General features: G+C 37.1%; 10 protein-coding genes. 5 read left to right on the top strand and 5 right to left on the bottom strand.

The annotated features are described in order from the left end of the window. Window positions 1-157: 157 nt before the first annotated feature. The 5 genes from Rain11_RS08760 to ligA form a co-directional block, all read right to left on the bottom strand. A complete protein-coding gene (locus Rain11_RS08760; protein ID WP_101358980.1) occupies window positions 158-3,637 on the bottom strand; it encodes an Eco57I restriction-modification methylase domain-containing protein in 3,480 nt (1,159 codons plus the stop codon). A 158-nt stretch (window positions 3,638-3,795) separates the two neighbouring features. Next, window positions 3,796-5,448 carry an ATP-binding protein gene (locus Rain11_RS08755; protein ID WP_101358979.1) on the bottom strand — a complete coding sequence of 551 codons (1,653 nt, stop codon included), beginning with the start codon at window positions 5,446-5,448 and terminating at the stop codon, window positions 3,796-3,798. 3 nt (window positions 5,449-5,451) lie between these two features. Then, window positions 5,452-8,739 carry a helicase-related protein gene (locus Rain11_RS08750; RefSeq protein ID WP_101358978.1) on the bottom strand — a complete coding sequence of 1,096 codons (3,288 nt, stop codon included), beginning with the start codon at window positions 8,737-8,739 and terminating at the stop codon, window positions 5,452-5,454. 50 nt (window positions 8,740-8,789) lie between these two features. Continuing rightward, window positions 8,790-9,323, bottom strand: a complete 534-nt coding sequence (gene lptC, locus Rain11_RS08745; protein ID WP_101358977.1) for an LPS export ABC transporter periplasmic protein LptC — start codon at window positions 9,321-9,323, stop codon at window positions 8,790-8,792. Further along, on the bottom strand, window positions 9,320-11,335 hold the full coding sequence (ligA, locus tag Rain11_RS08740) for an NAD-dependent DNA ligase LigA (protein WP_101358976.1): 2,016 nt from the start codon (window positions 11,333-11,335) through the stop codon (window positions 9,320-9,322). The genes lptC and ligA overlap by 4 nt, the downstream gene beginning before the upstream one ends. Before the next feature lie 76 nt (window positions 11,336-11,411). Here ligA and Rain11_RS08735 point away from each other — a divergent pair, with 76 nt between their 5' ends. The 5 genes from Rain11_RS08735 (at window position 11,412) to Rain11_RS08715 (ending at window position 16,838) form a co-directional block, all read left to right on the top strand. Beyond that, entirely contained in the window at window positions 11,412-12,035 is a 624-nt protein-coding gene (locus Rain11_RS08735; RefSeq protein WP_101358975.1) for a rhomboid family intramembrane serine protease, read from the top strand. 160 nt (window positions 12,036-12,195) lie between these two features. After that, a complete protein-coding gene (locus tag Rain11_RS08730) occupies window positions 12,196-13,182 on the top strand; it encodes a hypothetical protein (RefSeq protein ID WP_101358974.1) in 987 nt (328 codons plus the stop codon). Window positions 13,183-13,186: 4 nt separating this feature from the next. Next, the gene (locus Rain11_RS08725) at window positions 13,187-13,735 is read left to right on the top strand and encodes a hypothetical protein (protein ID WP_101358973.1); all 549 of its coding nucleotides are present in this window, start codon (window positions 13,187-13,189) and stop codon (window positions 13,733-13,735) included. Between the two features lie 250 nt (window positions 13,736-13,985). Next, window positions 13,986-14,981, top strand: coding sequence for a class 1 fructose-bisphosphatase (gene fbp / locus Rain11_RS08720; RefSeq protein ID WP_101358972.1), 996 nt, complete (start codon window positions 13,986-13,988; stop codon window positions 14,979-14,981). 75 nt (window positions 14,982-15,056) lie between these two features. Continuing rightward, window positions 15,057-16,838 (top strand): AMP-dependent synthetase/ligase, encoded by a 1,782-nt coding sequence (locus tag Rain11_RS08715; protein ID WP_101358983.1) that lies wholly within the window; start codon window positions 15,057-15,059, stop codon window positions 16,836-16,838. The last annotated feature ends 18 nt before the right edge of the window (window positions 16,839-16,856 follow it).

Raw genomic sequence — 16,856 nt, 5'->3', positions numbered from 1 at the left:
TGTCCTAACGGGCGTAGAGAGTTCTCTTTTTTTAGGTATGGTTTCCTGTTTTTGCAATATTGCCTCTTAAATGATACCCAATATCCACAACTTGTAAAAACTATTCAACTTTTGTCGGAGGACTAAACAAAAAAGTTTAATTAACCCCACATTTCCCTCATACATAGGCAGGGTCTATGATTTTTATCTCCTGCTCTGTTAGCTCGTAGAGCTGATACACCAGCCTATCTATCTCTCGCTCACAAGCACGCGTATCCGCTTGCGGGTTTTGTTGCTTGGCAGATAATATCTTTTCTACTAATCCCTCTATTTGCCTCACTATACCCTCGTTTGACGTAGTAACAGGAGGAATGGGTATTTTTTCAATAAGTATTTTTTGCAAGCCTCTACTTCCAATACCTAACTTTACAGAATAGCCATTTTCAAGTAAGTATTCTGCAATTTTGCTATTTAATAAACCCAAAATATATTTTTGATTTTTCCCTGAAAAAAAGAATGTTGTTTTGTCAAGAAAAATTTCAGATGATACATAAGAAAATCTTGGGTAATTTTTTGTTCCATCAAAGTATATTTTTATTGTTTCAGAATACACTACCTTCTCCTTTTCAAATTCTTGGATATAGGCACAGTTGCGAAGGTTTGTCCAATGGTCTCCTTGGTCTTGGCGTTTGATAAGTTCTTTTTCGTATTGCAGTAAATGCTTGTAAATGGCAGGGTAATCTTTTACCACATCAATTCTCGGAATATTTTTTTCTTTCACGCCGTTGTGCGTATTTATCACCCACAAATCTGCCCATTCGTAGTAATATCGTTTAATATCTCTGCCTCGTAAAATAGGTTTGATAATAGCTTGGGTGCGTGTGCGTTCGGCTTCGTCTTGGCAGTTTGCCAATATCTCATTGCGTTTTTCTGTGGTAATGATAAAGGCTTTGTTTAAGCCAGTCAATACACCACGATAAATATTCACGTCCCAGTCTTTGAGGGGCTTTCCTATGCGTTCAATTTTTTCTTTGAGTTTTTGCTCTGCACTACTGCCAATAAACCAAGCGTCTTGTGTAAGTTTTTGCAATATTGAGCCGTTTTTACGCAACTGCTCTTCAATAGAAACATTTGGCTGCTTTTGCAAAGTAAGGGCTTGCAGTTGTATGTTTGTAGTTTTTTGCTTTTGTATGAGCAAGATATTGGTATCCACTGTAGCACTTTCAAAGACGCCCGGTCCTAAATCTATGAGCAGTATAGGGCTGTACTGAATAAAGAATTTACGCAGTTTTTCGCCATATCCTGCCCTCATCCACTTATTAGAGGTAATGTAGCACAAAATGCCGTTGTTTTTAAGTAAATGTATGCCTTTTTCGTAAAAGAGGGCGTAAATATCTCCTGTGCGAGTGAAAGTTTCATAATTTTGTTTTTCAAACATTTTGGCAAGTTTTCCTGCATCTTTTTGCAGTTGTATGTAGGGTGGGTTTCCGATGAGAATGTCAAAGCCTTCTTTAATGCCAAACATCCATTCGGCGTCGAACCATTGTTGGCTTTTTTGGGTGTCGTAGATATCGGCCCTGGCGATGGCATCGGCAAATTCGGAAGCAAAGCCGCCATTTTTGAGGGCTTGTTGGATTTGAGAGCGGAGTTGTTGGTCTTGGTTTTTAAGTTTTTCTTTTTCTGCTTGGTCGGTGGTTTCGAAGTAGCGTTTGCGGAGTTGAAAGAGTTGCTTTTCGGCTTCTAGGATAGCATCGGTTTGCAAGCCTTCGTAGCGTGGCAAACTGATAAGTGTATTAGCGGCGATGAGTTTGGTTTCAAGGTTGGGCAGTGGCTCTATTCCTTGATTAGGCAAATGGTTGTCAATTTTCTCATCAACCAACAAAGATAAAAAGAAACGTAATTTTGCAATATGTATTGCAATAGGCTGAATATCAACGCCGTACAAGCAATTCTGTATAAGAAAAAGTTTTCGTCCATAGCCAAGTTCGTTGTGCTGAAAGACACTTTCTATATGGTGAATGGTTTTTTGTTTGAGCAAAGGATCAGCGATAAACTGCTCTATGGCTTGAATTTGTTGATTTTTCCAGAGTTCGTTTTTAGGGTCTAATTTGCTAAGCAAGTGTGTCATTTGGTTGAGAGCCTCCATCAGAAATGCCCCTGAGCCCACGGCAGGGTCTATGATTTTGACATCGTGCAGGGCTTTTATCAAAAGTTTCGTATCTTCTTTGTTGAAAGGATTAGCACTATCGTTGTGGGAAAAGAGTTGCTCTAAAAGCGTTTCCAGATTAGCAATCTTTTCAGAAAGTTGGTTTTTGAAAAATTCTATCAGCGAAGCCTTGACCATAAAATAGACAATCTCGCGAGGGGTGTAAAAACTACCTGTGGCTTTTCGGGCAGTTTCGCAGGTTTCGGGGTTGTAGGTGGCAAGTAGGTTTTCAAAGACTTTACCGAGCAGTTCGGGGTCAAGGGATACTTGCTGGTCGAAGGGGGTATTTTCTTCAATGGTAAAGTGGTATTTCTGAAAAATACTGACAATTCCCTCTGCCCCAAAAAACAACACATTCGGTACAAAGGCTTGTTTGGTGGCAATATCCGAGTAGCCATCTATACGGATTTCTTGGTTTGTGTGGTTGTGGGGGTCATCTTTTCGGAAGTCAAGGCACTCAAACAAGCCTCCGTTCAGAAAGGGAATGCTCTGAAACAACTGCAAGCTCTCTTCCGCATTTTCAAACAAGTAGTGGTATCGGTAGTAGCTATGGTTCATATAGTCGTTGTTTTTCCCCTGAAAGCTATGCTCTCGGCGGAACTTTCGTTGCTCAATGGGGGTATTGAGGGTAGCAAAAAAGAGATTTTGTAAAATGGCTTTGTAGTAGTTTCCGTTCTGCTCGTCGTTGGGTCTAAAGTTTTTGAGCATTTTAGCAAGTTGTGTTGCATCAAACAAAATAGAAGGAATAAGCCCTTTTTCTTTCATAAACCAAATGAAAAACAAGCGAGTAAGGAGTCGTATCAGGGCGATGTTGCGACCCTTTTCGTGCTTTTCGGCGTCTTCAGGAAACTGCACGAGTTGTAAAGCCCGTTCATACCAACGAGCCACTTCGGTGTAAAATTCTTTGGTTACTTTTTCAACCGAAAAGGCTTCTTTGATGTCGTTGAGAGAGATTTTATTGCCTTTCAAGGCAAGGAGATTGAAACGTTCCGTAGCGGTTCTGACGTTTTCGCCTTTGCCCAAAAGGTAGGTATAGCGTTTGGGTTCGGTTTGTATAGTTTGGAAATTGCCTTCGGCATCGAAGCCTGTCAGTTCGGAAACGTACATAAACCGCCACTTGGGCTTTTGAGATTGATAAAACACAATGAATGCCCCGTCAATATTTTTCCAGTATTTGCGAAGTAGGTTTCGCAGTCCTACGCGGTTGCGTTCTATTTGTATGTGTGTAGCGAGTTCTACTTCATAAACTGCCAACGTACGTTCAAAGCCGTTTTCGTGGAGGGTGATATTACCCAACAGAAAGGCTTGTTGGGCAAAATAAGTATCTATGCTTATTGGAATAGGTTCAGAGAGTAAAGCAACGTTTGGGAAAGTATCGGCAAGGAATTGTTTCCATTGCTGGCGGTCATAGGCTTGCTGAAAAAGCGAGCTAGTTTGCGTCTGAAACAACATAGGTTCAAAAAGTTTTGATTTGCCAAGAATATAAAAACAACTTAATCATTTTTTTTAACAAAATTATAAGTTTTTACATTTTTGTTTTGTTAAATAAAAATATTTGTCTATCAAGATATTATTATATCTTTATCGCCATTTTGTCAATAAAAATACATTTATTTCCCCTGATTTTTGTCAATAAAATAAAGTCTTTTTTTTCTTTCACCTTCAAATTGTATTTTATTAACTTTTGTTAGTTCAGAAAGAACAAAACGCAGCTTTCGTAATGGAATATCTTTACCTATTCTGGAATGAAGTCGGCTTATAGAACTCTTGCCAAATCGTTCTAAGTCGGTTAATATGAGAGCTTCAAGGCGGTGTTTGGAAATTTGTTTTAGGGTTGTTTTTTCAAGATTTTCTATATTTTTGAGAAACTCTGGATTTATGTAATACTCTGTTCCTTTGGTTCTCCCTCTTGTTTTAACTACCTCGTAATCTAATAAATTTCCTAACCAGTTTTTAATCTGTTTGTCATTGGTAGATTGGATAATTCTTGCAAATTCGGTAGCTAAAATAGCTTGATGTTGGACAATAATACCCAAACAAATGATTTCCTTTTGAGTAAGGTAGAAACGTTTTTTAACTTCCTCCAAAAAGCGAATAATATCAACAGATTTAATTTGTTTGTAAAGGGTAACAGATACCCTATCATTTCCTTCTTCTACTATGGGAATAGCTTTGGCTTCGGATAGCTGAATTTCATAGATTTTGTCGTAACCGCTTCCTTCTCGTTCCATTAACCCAAGGTCATAGAAAATTTTAGAGAGAAGTTCATTTCTCTTGACAGATTGATGCAAAATATTTTGGGGTGTTACGCCGAGAGGTAGTAAGCCTGGATTATGAATTTCCAGTCGGTCTTGATATAAATTGATAAAGATATCGCCTCTTGTAGTGTATGGGCGATGTACCAGAGCATTTGCCAATAATTCACGCACTACATTTTCGTTGTAATGATAAATGGTGTATCTTCCGAGAATACCATCTGAAAACTCTATTCCCTCTCTCCATTCGGGTATTTTGTACCATATTTCTTCAACAAGTTCTTTGGGATTAAACGAAAAATCATCCCACACTTCTTTTCGCACTTTGTTTTCATGCTCATCATATTTGAGAAACTGCACTATGGGGGCATACAACAACCTTGCTCTTTGTTCTCTTTTCCCTATCCAGAGTATGCCTAAATTAGTCAGGTATCCTTCTTCGTTAATAAACTGATAGTATCTTAATAGTTCTTCATCAGATTTTTGTTTGACAAAAACTGATACTCTGTCGGAGTTTTTAATATCAGTAATAAATTGATTAATTTTTTGTATATCACAATTTTCATAATATATTTTTTGTGTTACTTTGGTTTCCCACTGAAAGGCGGACTTGTCTGTAAAAAGACGGCTTAATTCATCAGGTAGCACTGGCTTGCAGTGGTCAGCAATGCGAATATAATACTGCCCATCGGTAGTAGAGGCAATGGTAGATTGTGAAGGTAAGACTTCTATTTTTATCCATTCTCCCGCATTAGAGGCTTTTTCTATGCTAACATTTATACCAACATTCACAGAAAGTTCGCTAATTCTTTTGCGAATAATTTCATCTAGTTTAGGGGGTATTTTTTGATGAGCAGGCGGATCTATTTCCTTGTCTTCAATTCCTATAGCAATGATTCCTCCTTTTGCATTTGCAAAGCAAACACACTCTTTGGTTAGGGCTTTCCAATCGGGGTTTCCTTTAGCGAATAGTTGTAATGATTTTTTTTCAAAAGTTTGATGTTCCATAATTTATTCAAATGATTCAGAAATAATCAATACGGGTTTTTCTAAACTTTCGTCCGACTCTTTTTGAACAAGGTTTGATTGCACCCCATACTGCAAAGCAATTTTATCTAATTCGGCGAGTGCATCATTTAGTTTAAGAACTTTCTTTTGTATTTTCTTTCGCAATTTGTTTATATCGGTAGCCAGATTAGTAAATTTGCCAATATCAATCAGTAATATAATTTTTTGAATATTCTCTTTTTGGCTTTCCGATACTATCGGATGCTTTACTATTTCGAAGAGAAACTTTTTAGCACTTTGAGCCACCCCACCCAAAGCTTCGGGAGTTTCTTGCAGAGCTACTAACTTATACTCCTGCGATTGAAAATGATTGATGGCAATCGCTACGTGCTTATGATGATTTTCAATCAGTTGGCAAGATTTTTCGTCGGGTTGAGCTTCAAAAATCTTGAAAGCTTCGAGCGGAGTAATTTCATAAGGCTGATTTTGGCTATCTACCCAATAAAATTCAAATTTTTTACTATTTTTTAAGAACACAGCGGTTCCGTTTTGTAGTTCAGGTCTATGGAGGGTTGTTGAGTTTCTACCTGTTCGTGATTTTAGAGGCAATTTTTTGATTTTTTCAAACCAAGATTTGTTTTCATCTCTAAATTTTCGCAAGAAATAGAGATATTTCAGGCGTTCGTCTTCTTCTTCACGGACAGCCTCTTTATTGAATAGTTTGACTTCATCTAAAATTTCTTCTTGCGAATAAACCTGATTGTCTTCGCCAAAAGCGGTATGAAATGCCTGAATTTTCGTTAGAGCGGTTTTATTGAGTTGGATTTGCGAGTCGCCTTGTGCGGAAGGATAAAATACATAATTGTAAATAGTATCGGCTTTTGTTCCAATACGATTGACCCGCCCAATCCGTTGTATCAAACGGGTGGCATTCCAAGGTGTATCATAATGCACAATCACATTAGAGCGATGCAAGTTCACCCCTTCGGCTAATACTTCGGTAGTAATGAGAATATTGTAGTCGTTCTTTTGTTTCTGATGCTCGCAATTAGCATCAAAATTAGCAACAATGGTTTCGTAGAGGTCGTTTCGGTTTTCAGAGGAAATAGTAAGTACATCTGTTCTGCCTTGTTCTTCTAAACGTTTTTTCAGGTAATCTGTTGTATCTTTTGATTCAGAAAAAATAACTAACTTGCCTTCTATGTTCGTTTTTTTGTTCAGGAATTGTGTTTGGAGTGCTTGTAAAAATACTTCTAATTTGGGGTCATCTTCTATTTCTTGCCACGAATTCACTAAATCATCTATGTTTTTTTTGTCTTTTTTTAGAAGCTGAATGAATTCAGGTTTGAAATCTGATGCCTTAAAAACTCTATTTTTGGGGTTTTCTTCGCTTAGTCGTTCAATTTCTTTTTCAATTTCTTCTTCACTCCAACCTTTTTCTAATAATTTGTTGATATCTGTATCAGGAGCGATGAATATTTTGTCATTTTCAAACATTTTAATCATTCGGTCGGTGGCTTTTTGGAAAGAATTCAGCGACTTTTTGAAAGCATAAAAACTACTTTCTAATCGCTTTATCAAGAGAGTTTTCATAATCATAGCCAAAGATTTAGAAGCTAATTCTGCACGTTCATATAATCCTTTTGCCGCCTCAGGTTTCAATCCAGCAATAGCTTGATAGCGAGCATAATTAAGTTTATCTTCATCAATCAGATAGAAAACCGTTTTGTAAAATAACTGATTGAGCTTTTCGTTCATCACATATTCAATTTTTTTAGGAGGTTCTACTTTGGGAAATCTGATGCCCTGCTCTGCTAAATCTTTTTGGTATTCGGGGATATTTTCTATATCTTTTCGGGTTCTACGAATAGTGATAGGTTCAATTATATTTTTTCGGATTTTGCCGTAAATATTGCGTAGCTTATCAATATCAGGTTTTTCAGTACGTTTAAGAGCTTTGTATTCCTCCACAAGCGAAGCAAAGAACGATGTCAGATTGGTAATAGGCAAAGTAGATTGCCGAGCATCTTGAAACATCAGTATTTGATGAAAAATATCATCGGGCTTGTTATTGAGAGGAGTAGCTGTTACGAGAATAACTTTTTTTTGCAGACCTTCTATGTGTCCTTTGTTAGCTCTTGGGCTTTTGCATATGAGTTGTAAATTCTGAAATGCTCCCGTAGTATGATTGCGAAATTTATGAGCTTCATCTACAATGATAAGGTCATATTCTTCTTTGTTCCAGTAGTCTGAATGCCCCTCTAAAATTTTATGCAAACTTCCGTTGGTAATAAACTTGGCATATTTATCAATGCCAAAATATTTGAAAGTGTTTTTCCAGTTTTTTTCCACAGCAGGTGGATAAATCACTAATATTTTGGTATTTTCTTTGCCGTTTTGCAGAATAAACTTTTTAGCTACCATTGTAGCTACTACGGTTTTGCCTAAACCTACTACATCAGCCAGTATAAAGCCATTATGCTTCAAAAGCATATGGAAACCTTCATTGACGGCATCTATTTGGTAGGAAAGTTTTTTGAAATTAGCAGGCAAGTCGCCAATAGAGTCGGGGTCATAGTTTATGCTTTCTCCGAAGTATTCTATAAGCAACTTAATGTAAAGCTCAAAAGGAGTAATATCATCGTTCAGGTAAGTTTTCTTTTCAATGTTTTGCACATCGACAGGCAATATATCTACAGCTTCTTTCCAAAGAATTTCAAATTCTTCGGTGGCAAATTTTACATCTTCATAATCGTTGAGTTGTACATTAAACTCGTAGTTGCGTATTGTGCTTGCACCTAATCCTGCATCGGTCAGGTTGGAAGAGCCTGTAATCACTGATGCAGGCGTATGCTGATTGAAAGGCTCAGGTCTGAAAATATACACTTTGGCGTGAATTTTCTTGTCGGGGTGAGCTTTGACTTCAACTTTTTTTGTTATGATGTCTTTAATAAATTGTAAAATACCTTTTTCGGTTTCTTGGTCATAGTGAGTTTGTTGAATATCTTCTTTGATTTCTTGAATAAATTCTTCTTTGGTTCTGTCTTTACTTCTAAAAAAGTCAAATCCTTTTTTTTGAGCTTCTGCTAATAGTTTATCTACATTGATACCTACAAGAATTCTGATTTTAGGCACTTTCTCTAAAAGCGGTCTGATACGAAAATACCCCGAAGCCCGAAAATATCCCACTAATGCATCAAAATAATGAATGTTTGGATTGTACTTAAACACTCCCTCAAACTTACTGATAAGAGTATTTTCGTCTTTGTTGGTGAAAAACTTAGTAGTCATAGCAAACTTTATTAGTTAGATACAAACATACAAAGAATGAGCAAGCAGTTTCATTTTCTCCGAATATATCCCGAACCCGTAGGTTTTAGGATTTTGTAATATTGTAAATCTTGGTTAGCCGTAAAACCTTCACCTTTTACGACATTATTACCACTCTCAATAACTACGAAATTATCGGTGAAAATGCGTTTTTCGTGAGGCGACCAGTGCAGAACTTCTGTTTTGAGTGTTTTATCTTCTACTAAATCTTTCAGTACCACTTTTCCTGTGGCAGTGTAAAGATTAGTAGCTTTATCGTATTTGCCTTTGAGAGCCGTCAGGCGAGAGCGGGCTTGTTTTTGTTCGTTGTAAAAAATCACTTCAACTCCTTCGGGATATTCTATGTTACCATTTTGGAACTGCCATTGTTTAGGGGCTGTAATTCGCATTTTCAGTTTGGCAGAATCGCTGTAAAGCGTCTGCACCTCAAAAGTTTCAATAATAGGTCCCGTGTAAGGCGGAATGGGTTTATCGTTTTCTTCATCACAAGCCACAAAAAGCAAACATAGAAAGCAATAAACAAAAATTCTTGATAGTCCCTTCATTGTTTTAAAAGTTCTAAAAATTCTTGTTCCGAAATAACTTTTACACCTAATTTTTGAGCTTTTTCCAATTTGCTCGGACCTGCCTCGTTACCTGCCACTAAAAAATTTACTTTGGAGGAAATTCCTGAAAGCACTTTTCCACCATTTTTTTCAATTTCATCTTTTAATCCCTCTCTACTGAATTGTTCAAATACGCCTGAAATTACGAAATTAAGTCCGTTCAATTTTTCGCTTTTCAGTTCTTTTAGAGCGTTTTTCATTTCAAACTGCAAACCCGCTTTTTGCAAGCGTTCTATAATTTGCAAATTATCTGCATCTTGAAAGTAAGCAAGCACACTTTTGGCAATTTTTTCTCCGATTTCGGGGACTTGCAATAGTTCTACGAGTGTAGCGTTTTGCAATTTTTCCAAGTTACCGAAGTATTCTGCCAATTTCTGAGCTACCGTAGCCCCCACAAAACGTATGCCCAAAGCAAATAAAACCCGCTCAAAAGGTACTTTTTTACTTTCTTCAATATTATTCAGAATTTTCGTAGCCAGCTTTTCGCCCATACGCTCCAAAGGTAAAAGCTCTTCTATGCGTAAATCGTACAAATCCGCAATATTATGTATCAGACCTGCTTGGTAAAGTTGCTCTATAATTTTTTCGCCCAAACTGCTAATATCCATTGCTTTACGCTGTACAAAATGCTCTATTTTACCTTTAATTTGTGGTGGGCAACCTTTTTCGTTAGGGCAATAATGCACTGCTTCTCCTTCCTTTCGTATCAGAGCTGTACCACATTCAGGGCAGTGCGTAATATACTGCAAAGGCATACTATCAGCAGGGCGTTTGCTCAAATCTATGCCTGTAACCTTCGGAATAATCTCACCGCCCTTTTCTACAAAAACCATATCGCCAATTCGTAAGCCCAAACGCTCAATTTCATTCGCATTGTGCAGAGAAGCACGTTTTACAATTGTGCCTGCCAGTTGTACAGGTGTAAGTTCGGCAACAGGCGTAATAGCCCCTGTTCTGCCTACTTGATACGTAATGCTTTTCAGAGTAGTGCTTGCCGTTTCGGCTTTGTATTTGTAAGCTATTGCCCAACGCGGTGATTTAGCAGTTGTACCCAACTCATTTTGTAAAGCAAAACTATTCACTTTTACTACTACGCCATCAGTTTCTACAGGTAAGTTGTGTCGTTTGTGTTCCCATTCGTGCAGATACTCTAACACTTCATCAATATTTCGGCAAAGTTTGTAGGTTTTAGAAACTTGAAAGCCCCAATTTTCTAATGCTTGCAAAGCCTCATAATGCGTCTGAAAAGGCAGATTTTCTCCTAATACAAAATACAAGTAGGCATCTAAACCTCTACGAGCCACTTCGGCGGAGTCTTGCAACTTGATTGTTCCCGAAGCAGTATTGCGAGGATTGGCAAAAAGTGTTTCACCAATATCTTCTCGTTCTTGATTGAGCTTTTCAAATTGCTCTTTGGAAATAAAAATTTCTCCACGTACTTCAAAACGCTCGGGAATATCATTTGCCTTAACTTTTAGGGGCAAAGTGCGAATGGTCTTGATATTTGGGGTTACATCGTCTCCCTGTACTCCATCGCCGCGTGTGATAGCTTGCTTGAAAACTCCTTTTTCGTAAATCAGACTGATTGAAACACCATCAAATTTTAGCTCACAAACATATTCAATAGCTTGGCTTGTATTCAGAAAACGCTTTATTCTTTCGTCAAAATCTTTTACTTCGGCTTCTGTGTAGGTATTGGCAAGCGAAAGCATTGGGTACTGATGTTTTATGGTAGGAAATTCTTTGGTAATCGTACCTCCTATGCGTTGCGTAGGTGAATCTTCTGCTCTAAACTGCGGAAATTCGTTTTCCAAGCGTATCAGTTCGGCTAAAAGCATATCAAATTCGTAATCCGAAATTTCAGAAATATGCTCATCGTAATATTTTTGGTTGAAATAATTGATTTTTTCAGTAAGATAAGCAATGCGTTTTTGAGCTTCTTGGGCAGTCATAGTTGATTTTTTTATGAAATTTGCAAGCAAATTACAAACATTTTGTTTGTTTTGTGTGTAGTAAAGCGAAAAAATTATGCTATTGGTAACCTATATCATTATTGGAATAACGGTTGTTTTGAGCTTTGTGGCTTGGAGCAACCCTAATCTTATGCAAAAATGGATTTTCAATCCGTATCGGGTAAGCAAAAGAAACGAATGGCATAGATTTCTGACCTCAGGCTTTATTCATCTGGATTACCTTCATCTTATTTTCAATATGGTTTCCTTATATTTTTTAGGGCTTTATGCCGAAAAAGAATTTTATAGGCAGTTTGGAGAAAATTATCAGTGGATTTTTGTTATTTTTTATCTTTCAGCTATTATTGTAGCCGATATTCCTGTATTTTGGAAAAATAGAAACAATGCCTATTACAATGCTTTGGGGGCTTCGGGGGCTGTTTCGGCGATAGTGTTTTCTGCGGTAATGATAGAGCCCAACATTCGTTTGCTGATTTTTCCTATTCCTTTTCCTGTACCCGGCATTTTGTATGCAGTGCTGTATGTTGCTTATTCGGCATATATGTCCAAAAATGCTCGCGACAATATCGGACACGATGCCCACTTGTACGGCTCGCTCTATGGCGTAGTCTTTACACTGATTTTCTTCCCCGACTCTATCAGCAAAATTATTGAGGCAGTGAAAGATATTTTTTCATAATTTTTGTTTTTTTAAAAACTATTTTATACGTTTGCGAAAACTAAATTCTTAAACTTATGACAACACAACACAACACAACACAACACAATTCAATTCAATTCAATTCAATTCAATTCTTAAATTTTTCAACGTACTCATTACGTTTATTTCTTTTACGCTTTTGATTTCCTGTAATCTTGTTCCTGAAAATATTATTGAACCTAACATATCAGATAATTATCAAAAGCGAGTTAATAGTAAAGTTAGATTTGAAAATGGCAGGCTAGTCTTTGAAAATTCCGAAGTTTTCAAAAATCTATTAAACTATTTAACTAAAAATCCTCAAAGTATTGACTCTTTTGAAAATGCTTTTCCAAATTATGTTTCTTGGCGAAGGTTCAATCGTCAAATTTTGAATGATAGTAGTGCAAGTCCTCTTATTTTGTGTGATAGTTGTCTTGAACTACCTAATTTTTTTCAGGTAATACTGAATTCAAAAGCTGAATTTCAAGTAGGAAACATCATTGTTTTTGTAAGTGAAGGTAAAAGCTATGAGATCCCTTATTCACAAGAAAATAGCCTAAAAGTCAATGGAGTATTTGATAAAAGATTGCTAATTGAAATTCCAAGTTATAACTTTGAAAATATTTTGGTTGAAAATAGAGAAAATGGAAGGAATTATGCAGATGCTAAATATCAATATGAATATCACTTTGGCGGACATACATATAAACAAGTATTTGAAATAGCCGCAACAAAATTTAAGTTGCCAGGTACTTCTTCTAGTGGTTCTTTTTTGTATATGCGGATGAAATTAGAGTATTTAAAAAGACGAACCTTTGGCTCTCCTATTTGGACACCAGCAGGCGAAAATAGAACGACTCTTGTGAATAATTTTAATGGTTCTTCAAGTTATAATAATCAATCTTACACATCACGTAACCATTACATTAATGAACCTTATACTACAAGCAATCAAAATAAAGAATTTTATCTCAATGAAGTGTATGGTAGTAGTCATTTAATTGACCCAAGCAAATGGACTTATAGTTTCAATAGTTACTTGATGCATTTGTATGTTTCTTCACACGGTCAAGGACCCAGCTTAATATACACAGGTGGCAGAGGTCTTTATGTACCAGGTGCAAATTGGCTCAAAACTTATTAAATTTATGAAAAATCTAAAAAAAATCCTTGCTTTTTTTGCGATTATTTTGGCTCTTAATGCCTGCAAACGAAAAGATATAGATGAATCGGCTGGTACAATGCAAATCACCATTTCCGACAATCAAGGAAATATTCGGACTATCAGTTACGAGAAGGTATCTGTTGGTATTCAGGAACCTCAATCCGATAATGTAAAAGATTTACGATTTATTCGTATCACTGGCTACCAAAAGAATAATAATGCTGAAATACAAACGCTCATTTCTTTTGCAAGAAAAAAATCCTCAACCACCCATCATACTAAATTGGTGCAAAATTACCACTTTTGGGACGATATTAAAACATATAGTATCAGTTTGATACGCCCCGAAGCAACTTATGCAGCCACTTGGCTTGATGAAAGATATGCAGATGAATATAACTTTCATATTTTAAGAGAAAATGAGCAATCTATGGAAGCAGAATTTAAGGCGATGATTGTAGAAGGACGTCAGCATAGTGATACTACAATTGTTACAGGTAGATTAGAAATTGATAAAAAAGCAAAGTTTTAGTTTTTTACATTTCAAAGCTTTTAATTACAAAAATGATGCAAGCTTTTGGCTTGCATCTTTCTTTTATTTGGAAGGAGGTTTTGATATACTTCTCAATTATTCTTGTTTGCGAAAATAGTGCGGCTACACTTACATAAAGTAAACTCGAATAATCAATGAATATGACTTAATCAAATAATTTTGAGTATAAAACTAAAAAAATCGTAATTTTGCAAGCAATTTTCAGAGTATTCACCCAAAAAGCAAAATTATGAGTAACACTACTCCTCACGTTCCTTCTGTGGGCAGAACCTTGGATAGGTTCATCAAGCAAGACCAAGCCCAATTCCCTAATGCCACAGGCGACCTATCGCAACTCTTGCGTGATATTGCTTGGGCAAGCAAAATCATTCACCGAGAAATCAATAGAGCAGGGCTGATTGATATTACAGGCTCCTACGGCACGCATAACATTCAGGGCGAAGAGCAACAAAAACTTGATGTCATTGCCAATGTGCGTTTTATTCGTGCCTTGAAAAACGGCGGCGAAGTATGCGGAATTATCTCGGAAGAAGATGATGATTTCATCGACACAGGCAACCTGAATGGCAAATATATTGTTGCCATAGACCCACTGGACGGCTCATCTAATATTGACGTAAATGTTTCTATTGGTACAATTTTTTCTATCTATCGCCGTAAAAGTCCTTTGGGAACGCCCCCTGTTTTAGAAGATTTTCTGCAAAAAGGTACTGAACAAGTAGGAGCAGGTTACGTGCTTTATGGCTCTTCCACAATGCTTGTCTATACCACCGGACACGGCGTCAATGCCTTCACTTACGAAAACTCTTTGGGCGAGTATATTCTTTCCAAACCCCATTTGCAAACCCCCGATGACGGCAAAATTTACTCTATCAACGAAGGCAATTACAATGACCTTTCCGAAGGGGTAAAAAATTATTTGAATTACTGCAAAGAAAAAAAATATTCAGCTCGCTATATTGGCTCTTTAGTAGCAGATTTCCACAGAAACCTGCTGAAAGGGGGAATATTTATGTACCCTGCTACTGCCAAAGATAAAAATGGCAAACTTCGCCTAATGCACGAATGCAACGCTCTTGCCTTTATTGTAGAACAAGCAGGAGGAGTAGCCTCCGATGGCAAGCAACGTATTTTAGAAATTGAGCCTACTTCTATTCATCAGCGAGTGCCTCTGTACATAGGTTCAAAAAATATGGTAGAAAAAGCTATTGCCTTTAATCCTTAAAAATAAAAGCCACCGACACAAAACTTTGCGTCGGTTTTTTTGTAAATTGCAATGCAACAACAAAATTTTATGCTTATGCAAATTTCACGTGTTTTTGACCTGCTAGAATACCAAGCCCAAAATTTTCCTAAAAAAGATGCTTTGGCTTGTAAAGAATATGGCGGCTGGGTACATTATAGCACCCAAGATTTTATCAGCATCACCAATCAACTTGCTACGGCTTTTTTAGAGTTAGGAATACAGAAGGGAGATAAAATCGCCATCATCAGCAATAATCGCCCCGAATGGAATTTTGTAGATTTTGCTATTCAGAAAGTAGGAGCCGTAAGCGTTCCTATGTACCCTACTATTACCGCTGAAGACTATCGCTATATTTTAGAACATTCGGAAGCCAAACTTGTTTTTGCGGGCAGTGGCGATATTTATGAAAAACTGCTGAAAGCTATCAAGGAAAGTCCATTTTTAACCCAAGAAAATCTTTATACCTTCGAACAAATTCCTAATGCCCAACATTGGCGAAACTTACTCAAAAAAGCAAACAAAGAAAGATTAAAAGATTTAGAACAGATAAAAAACTCTATCCAACCCCAAGACCTTTTCACCATTATTTACACTTCGGGCACTACGGGCAAACCCAAAGGCGTAATGCTTTCACATAAAAACGTGGTAAGCAATGTAAAATCAGCTATTAGCAGTTTGGTACTTACCCACGAACACAAAGCGTTGAGTTTTTTGCCTCTTTGCCACATCTTTGAACGAACCGTTACGTGTGCTTACATCTACAAAGGCATTTCTATTTATTATGCCGAAAATTTGGATACCATTGGCGAAAATTTGAAAGAAGTTCAGCCACACGTTTTTACGGCTGTACCACGTATTTTAGAAAAAGTCTACGAAAAAATTCTTGCCAAAGCTAAAACCCTTTCGCCAATTGCTCAAAAACTCTTTTTCTGGGCATTAGACCTTGCCGAGCAGTACGATACCCAAGAAAACAAAGGTTTATTTTACAATTTGCAATTGAGTTTAGCGAATAATTTGGTGTTTGATAAATGGCGTGAGGCATTAGGAGGTTATGTAAAATACGTTATTTGTGGCAGTGCGGCACTCAATCCGAAACTGGCACGCATCTTTTGGGGAGCTTGTATTCCGATTTTAGAAGGCTACGGAATGACAGAAACCTCGCCCGTTATTACCGCAGGCTCACCCAACAAAGAAGATTACATAATCGGCACCGTTGGCAAAGTAATTGAAGGAGTACAGGTAAAAATTGCAGAAGATGGCGAGATTTTGGTAAAAGGTGATAATGTAATGATGGGCTATTACAAAGACTCTGAACGCACCGCCGAAACTTTTACCGAAGATGGTTGGCTCAAAACTGGTGATATTGGCGAATGGGTGCAAGGTAAATATCTGAAAATCACTGACCGCAAGAAAGAAATTTTCAAAACCTCAGGCGGAAAGTACATAGCCCCACAACCCATAGAAAACAACCTCAAACTTTCGCTTTATATTGAGCAAGCTATGGTGATTGGTGAAAACCAAAAATTTCCTGCGGCTCTGATTGTCCCTTTTGAAGAGGCTTTGAAAAATTGGTGTTTGGAACAGGGTTTGCCCTACGAAAATCTCACCCAAGCCATAGATTTGGCAGAAGTTCAGATGCTTTACCAAAAGGAAATAGATAAAGTAAATGAGCAATTAGCTCAATACGAAAAGATTAAAAAATTTGTGCTTTTGCCTACTGCTTGGAGCATTGAAGGCGGGGAACTTACCCCTACGCTCAAACTCAAACGTAAAAATATTTCGCAAAAATATGAAGCCTACATCAATGAAATTTATGCAGAGCAAGTAGCCGTGTAAAAATGTAAAAAATAACAA

It is taken from the genome of Raineya orbicola (assembly GCF_002843425.1).
In the GTDB taxonomy this organism is placed as follows: domain Bacteria; phylum Bacteroidota; class Bacteroidia; order Cytophagales; family Thermonemataceae; genus Raineya; species Raineya orbicola.
This window is presented reverse-complemented; position numbering and strand designations above follow the sequence as displayed.

Coding starts and splice junctions, on each gene's coding strand:
- Rain11_RS08760 (WP_101358980.1), bottom strand. CDS start 3,637: ATGTTGTTTCAGACGCAAACTAGCTCGCTTTTTCAGCAAGCCTATGAC.
- Rain11_RS08755 (WP_101358979.1), bottom strand. CDS start 5,448: ATGGAACATCAAACTTTTGAAAAAAAATCATTACAACTATTCGCTAAA.
- Rain11_RS08750 (WP_101358978.1), bottom strand. CDS start 8,739: ATGACTACTAAGTTTTTCACCAACAAAGACGAAAATACTCTTATCAGT.
- lptC (WP_101358977.1), bottom strand. CDS start 9,323: ATGAAGGGACTATCAAGAATTTTTGTTTATTGCTTTCTATGTTTGCTT.
- ligA (WP_101358976.1), bottom strand. CDS start 11,335: ATGACTGCCCAAGAAGCTCAAAAACGCATTGCTTATCTTACTGAAAAA.
- Rain11_RS08735 (WP_101358975.1), top strand. CDS start 11,412: ATGCTATTGGTAACCTATATCATTATTGGAATAACGGTTGTTTTGAGC.
- Rain11_RS08725 (WP_101358973.1), top strand. CDS start 13,187: ATGAAAAATCTAAAAAAAATCCTTGCTTTTTTTGCGATTATTTTGGCT.
- fbp (WP_101358972.1), top strand. CDS start 13,986: ATGAGTAACACTACTCCTCACGTTCCTTCTGTGGGCAGAACCTTGGAT.
- Rain11_RS08715 (WP_101358983.1), top strand. CDS start 15,057: ATGCAAATTTCACGTGTTTTTGACCTGCTAGAATACCAAGCCCAAAAT.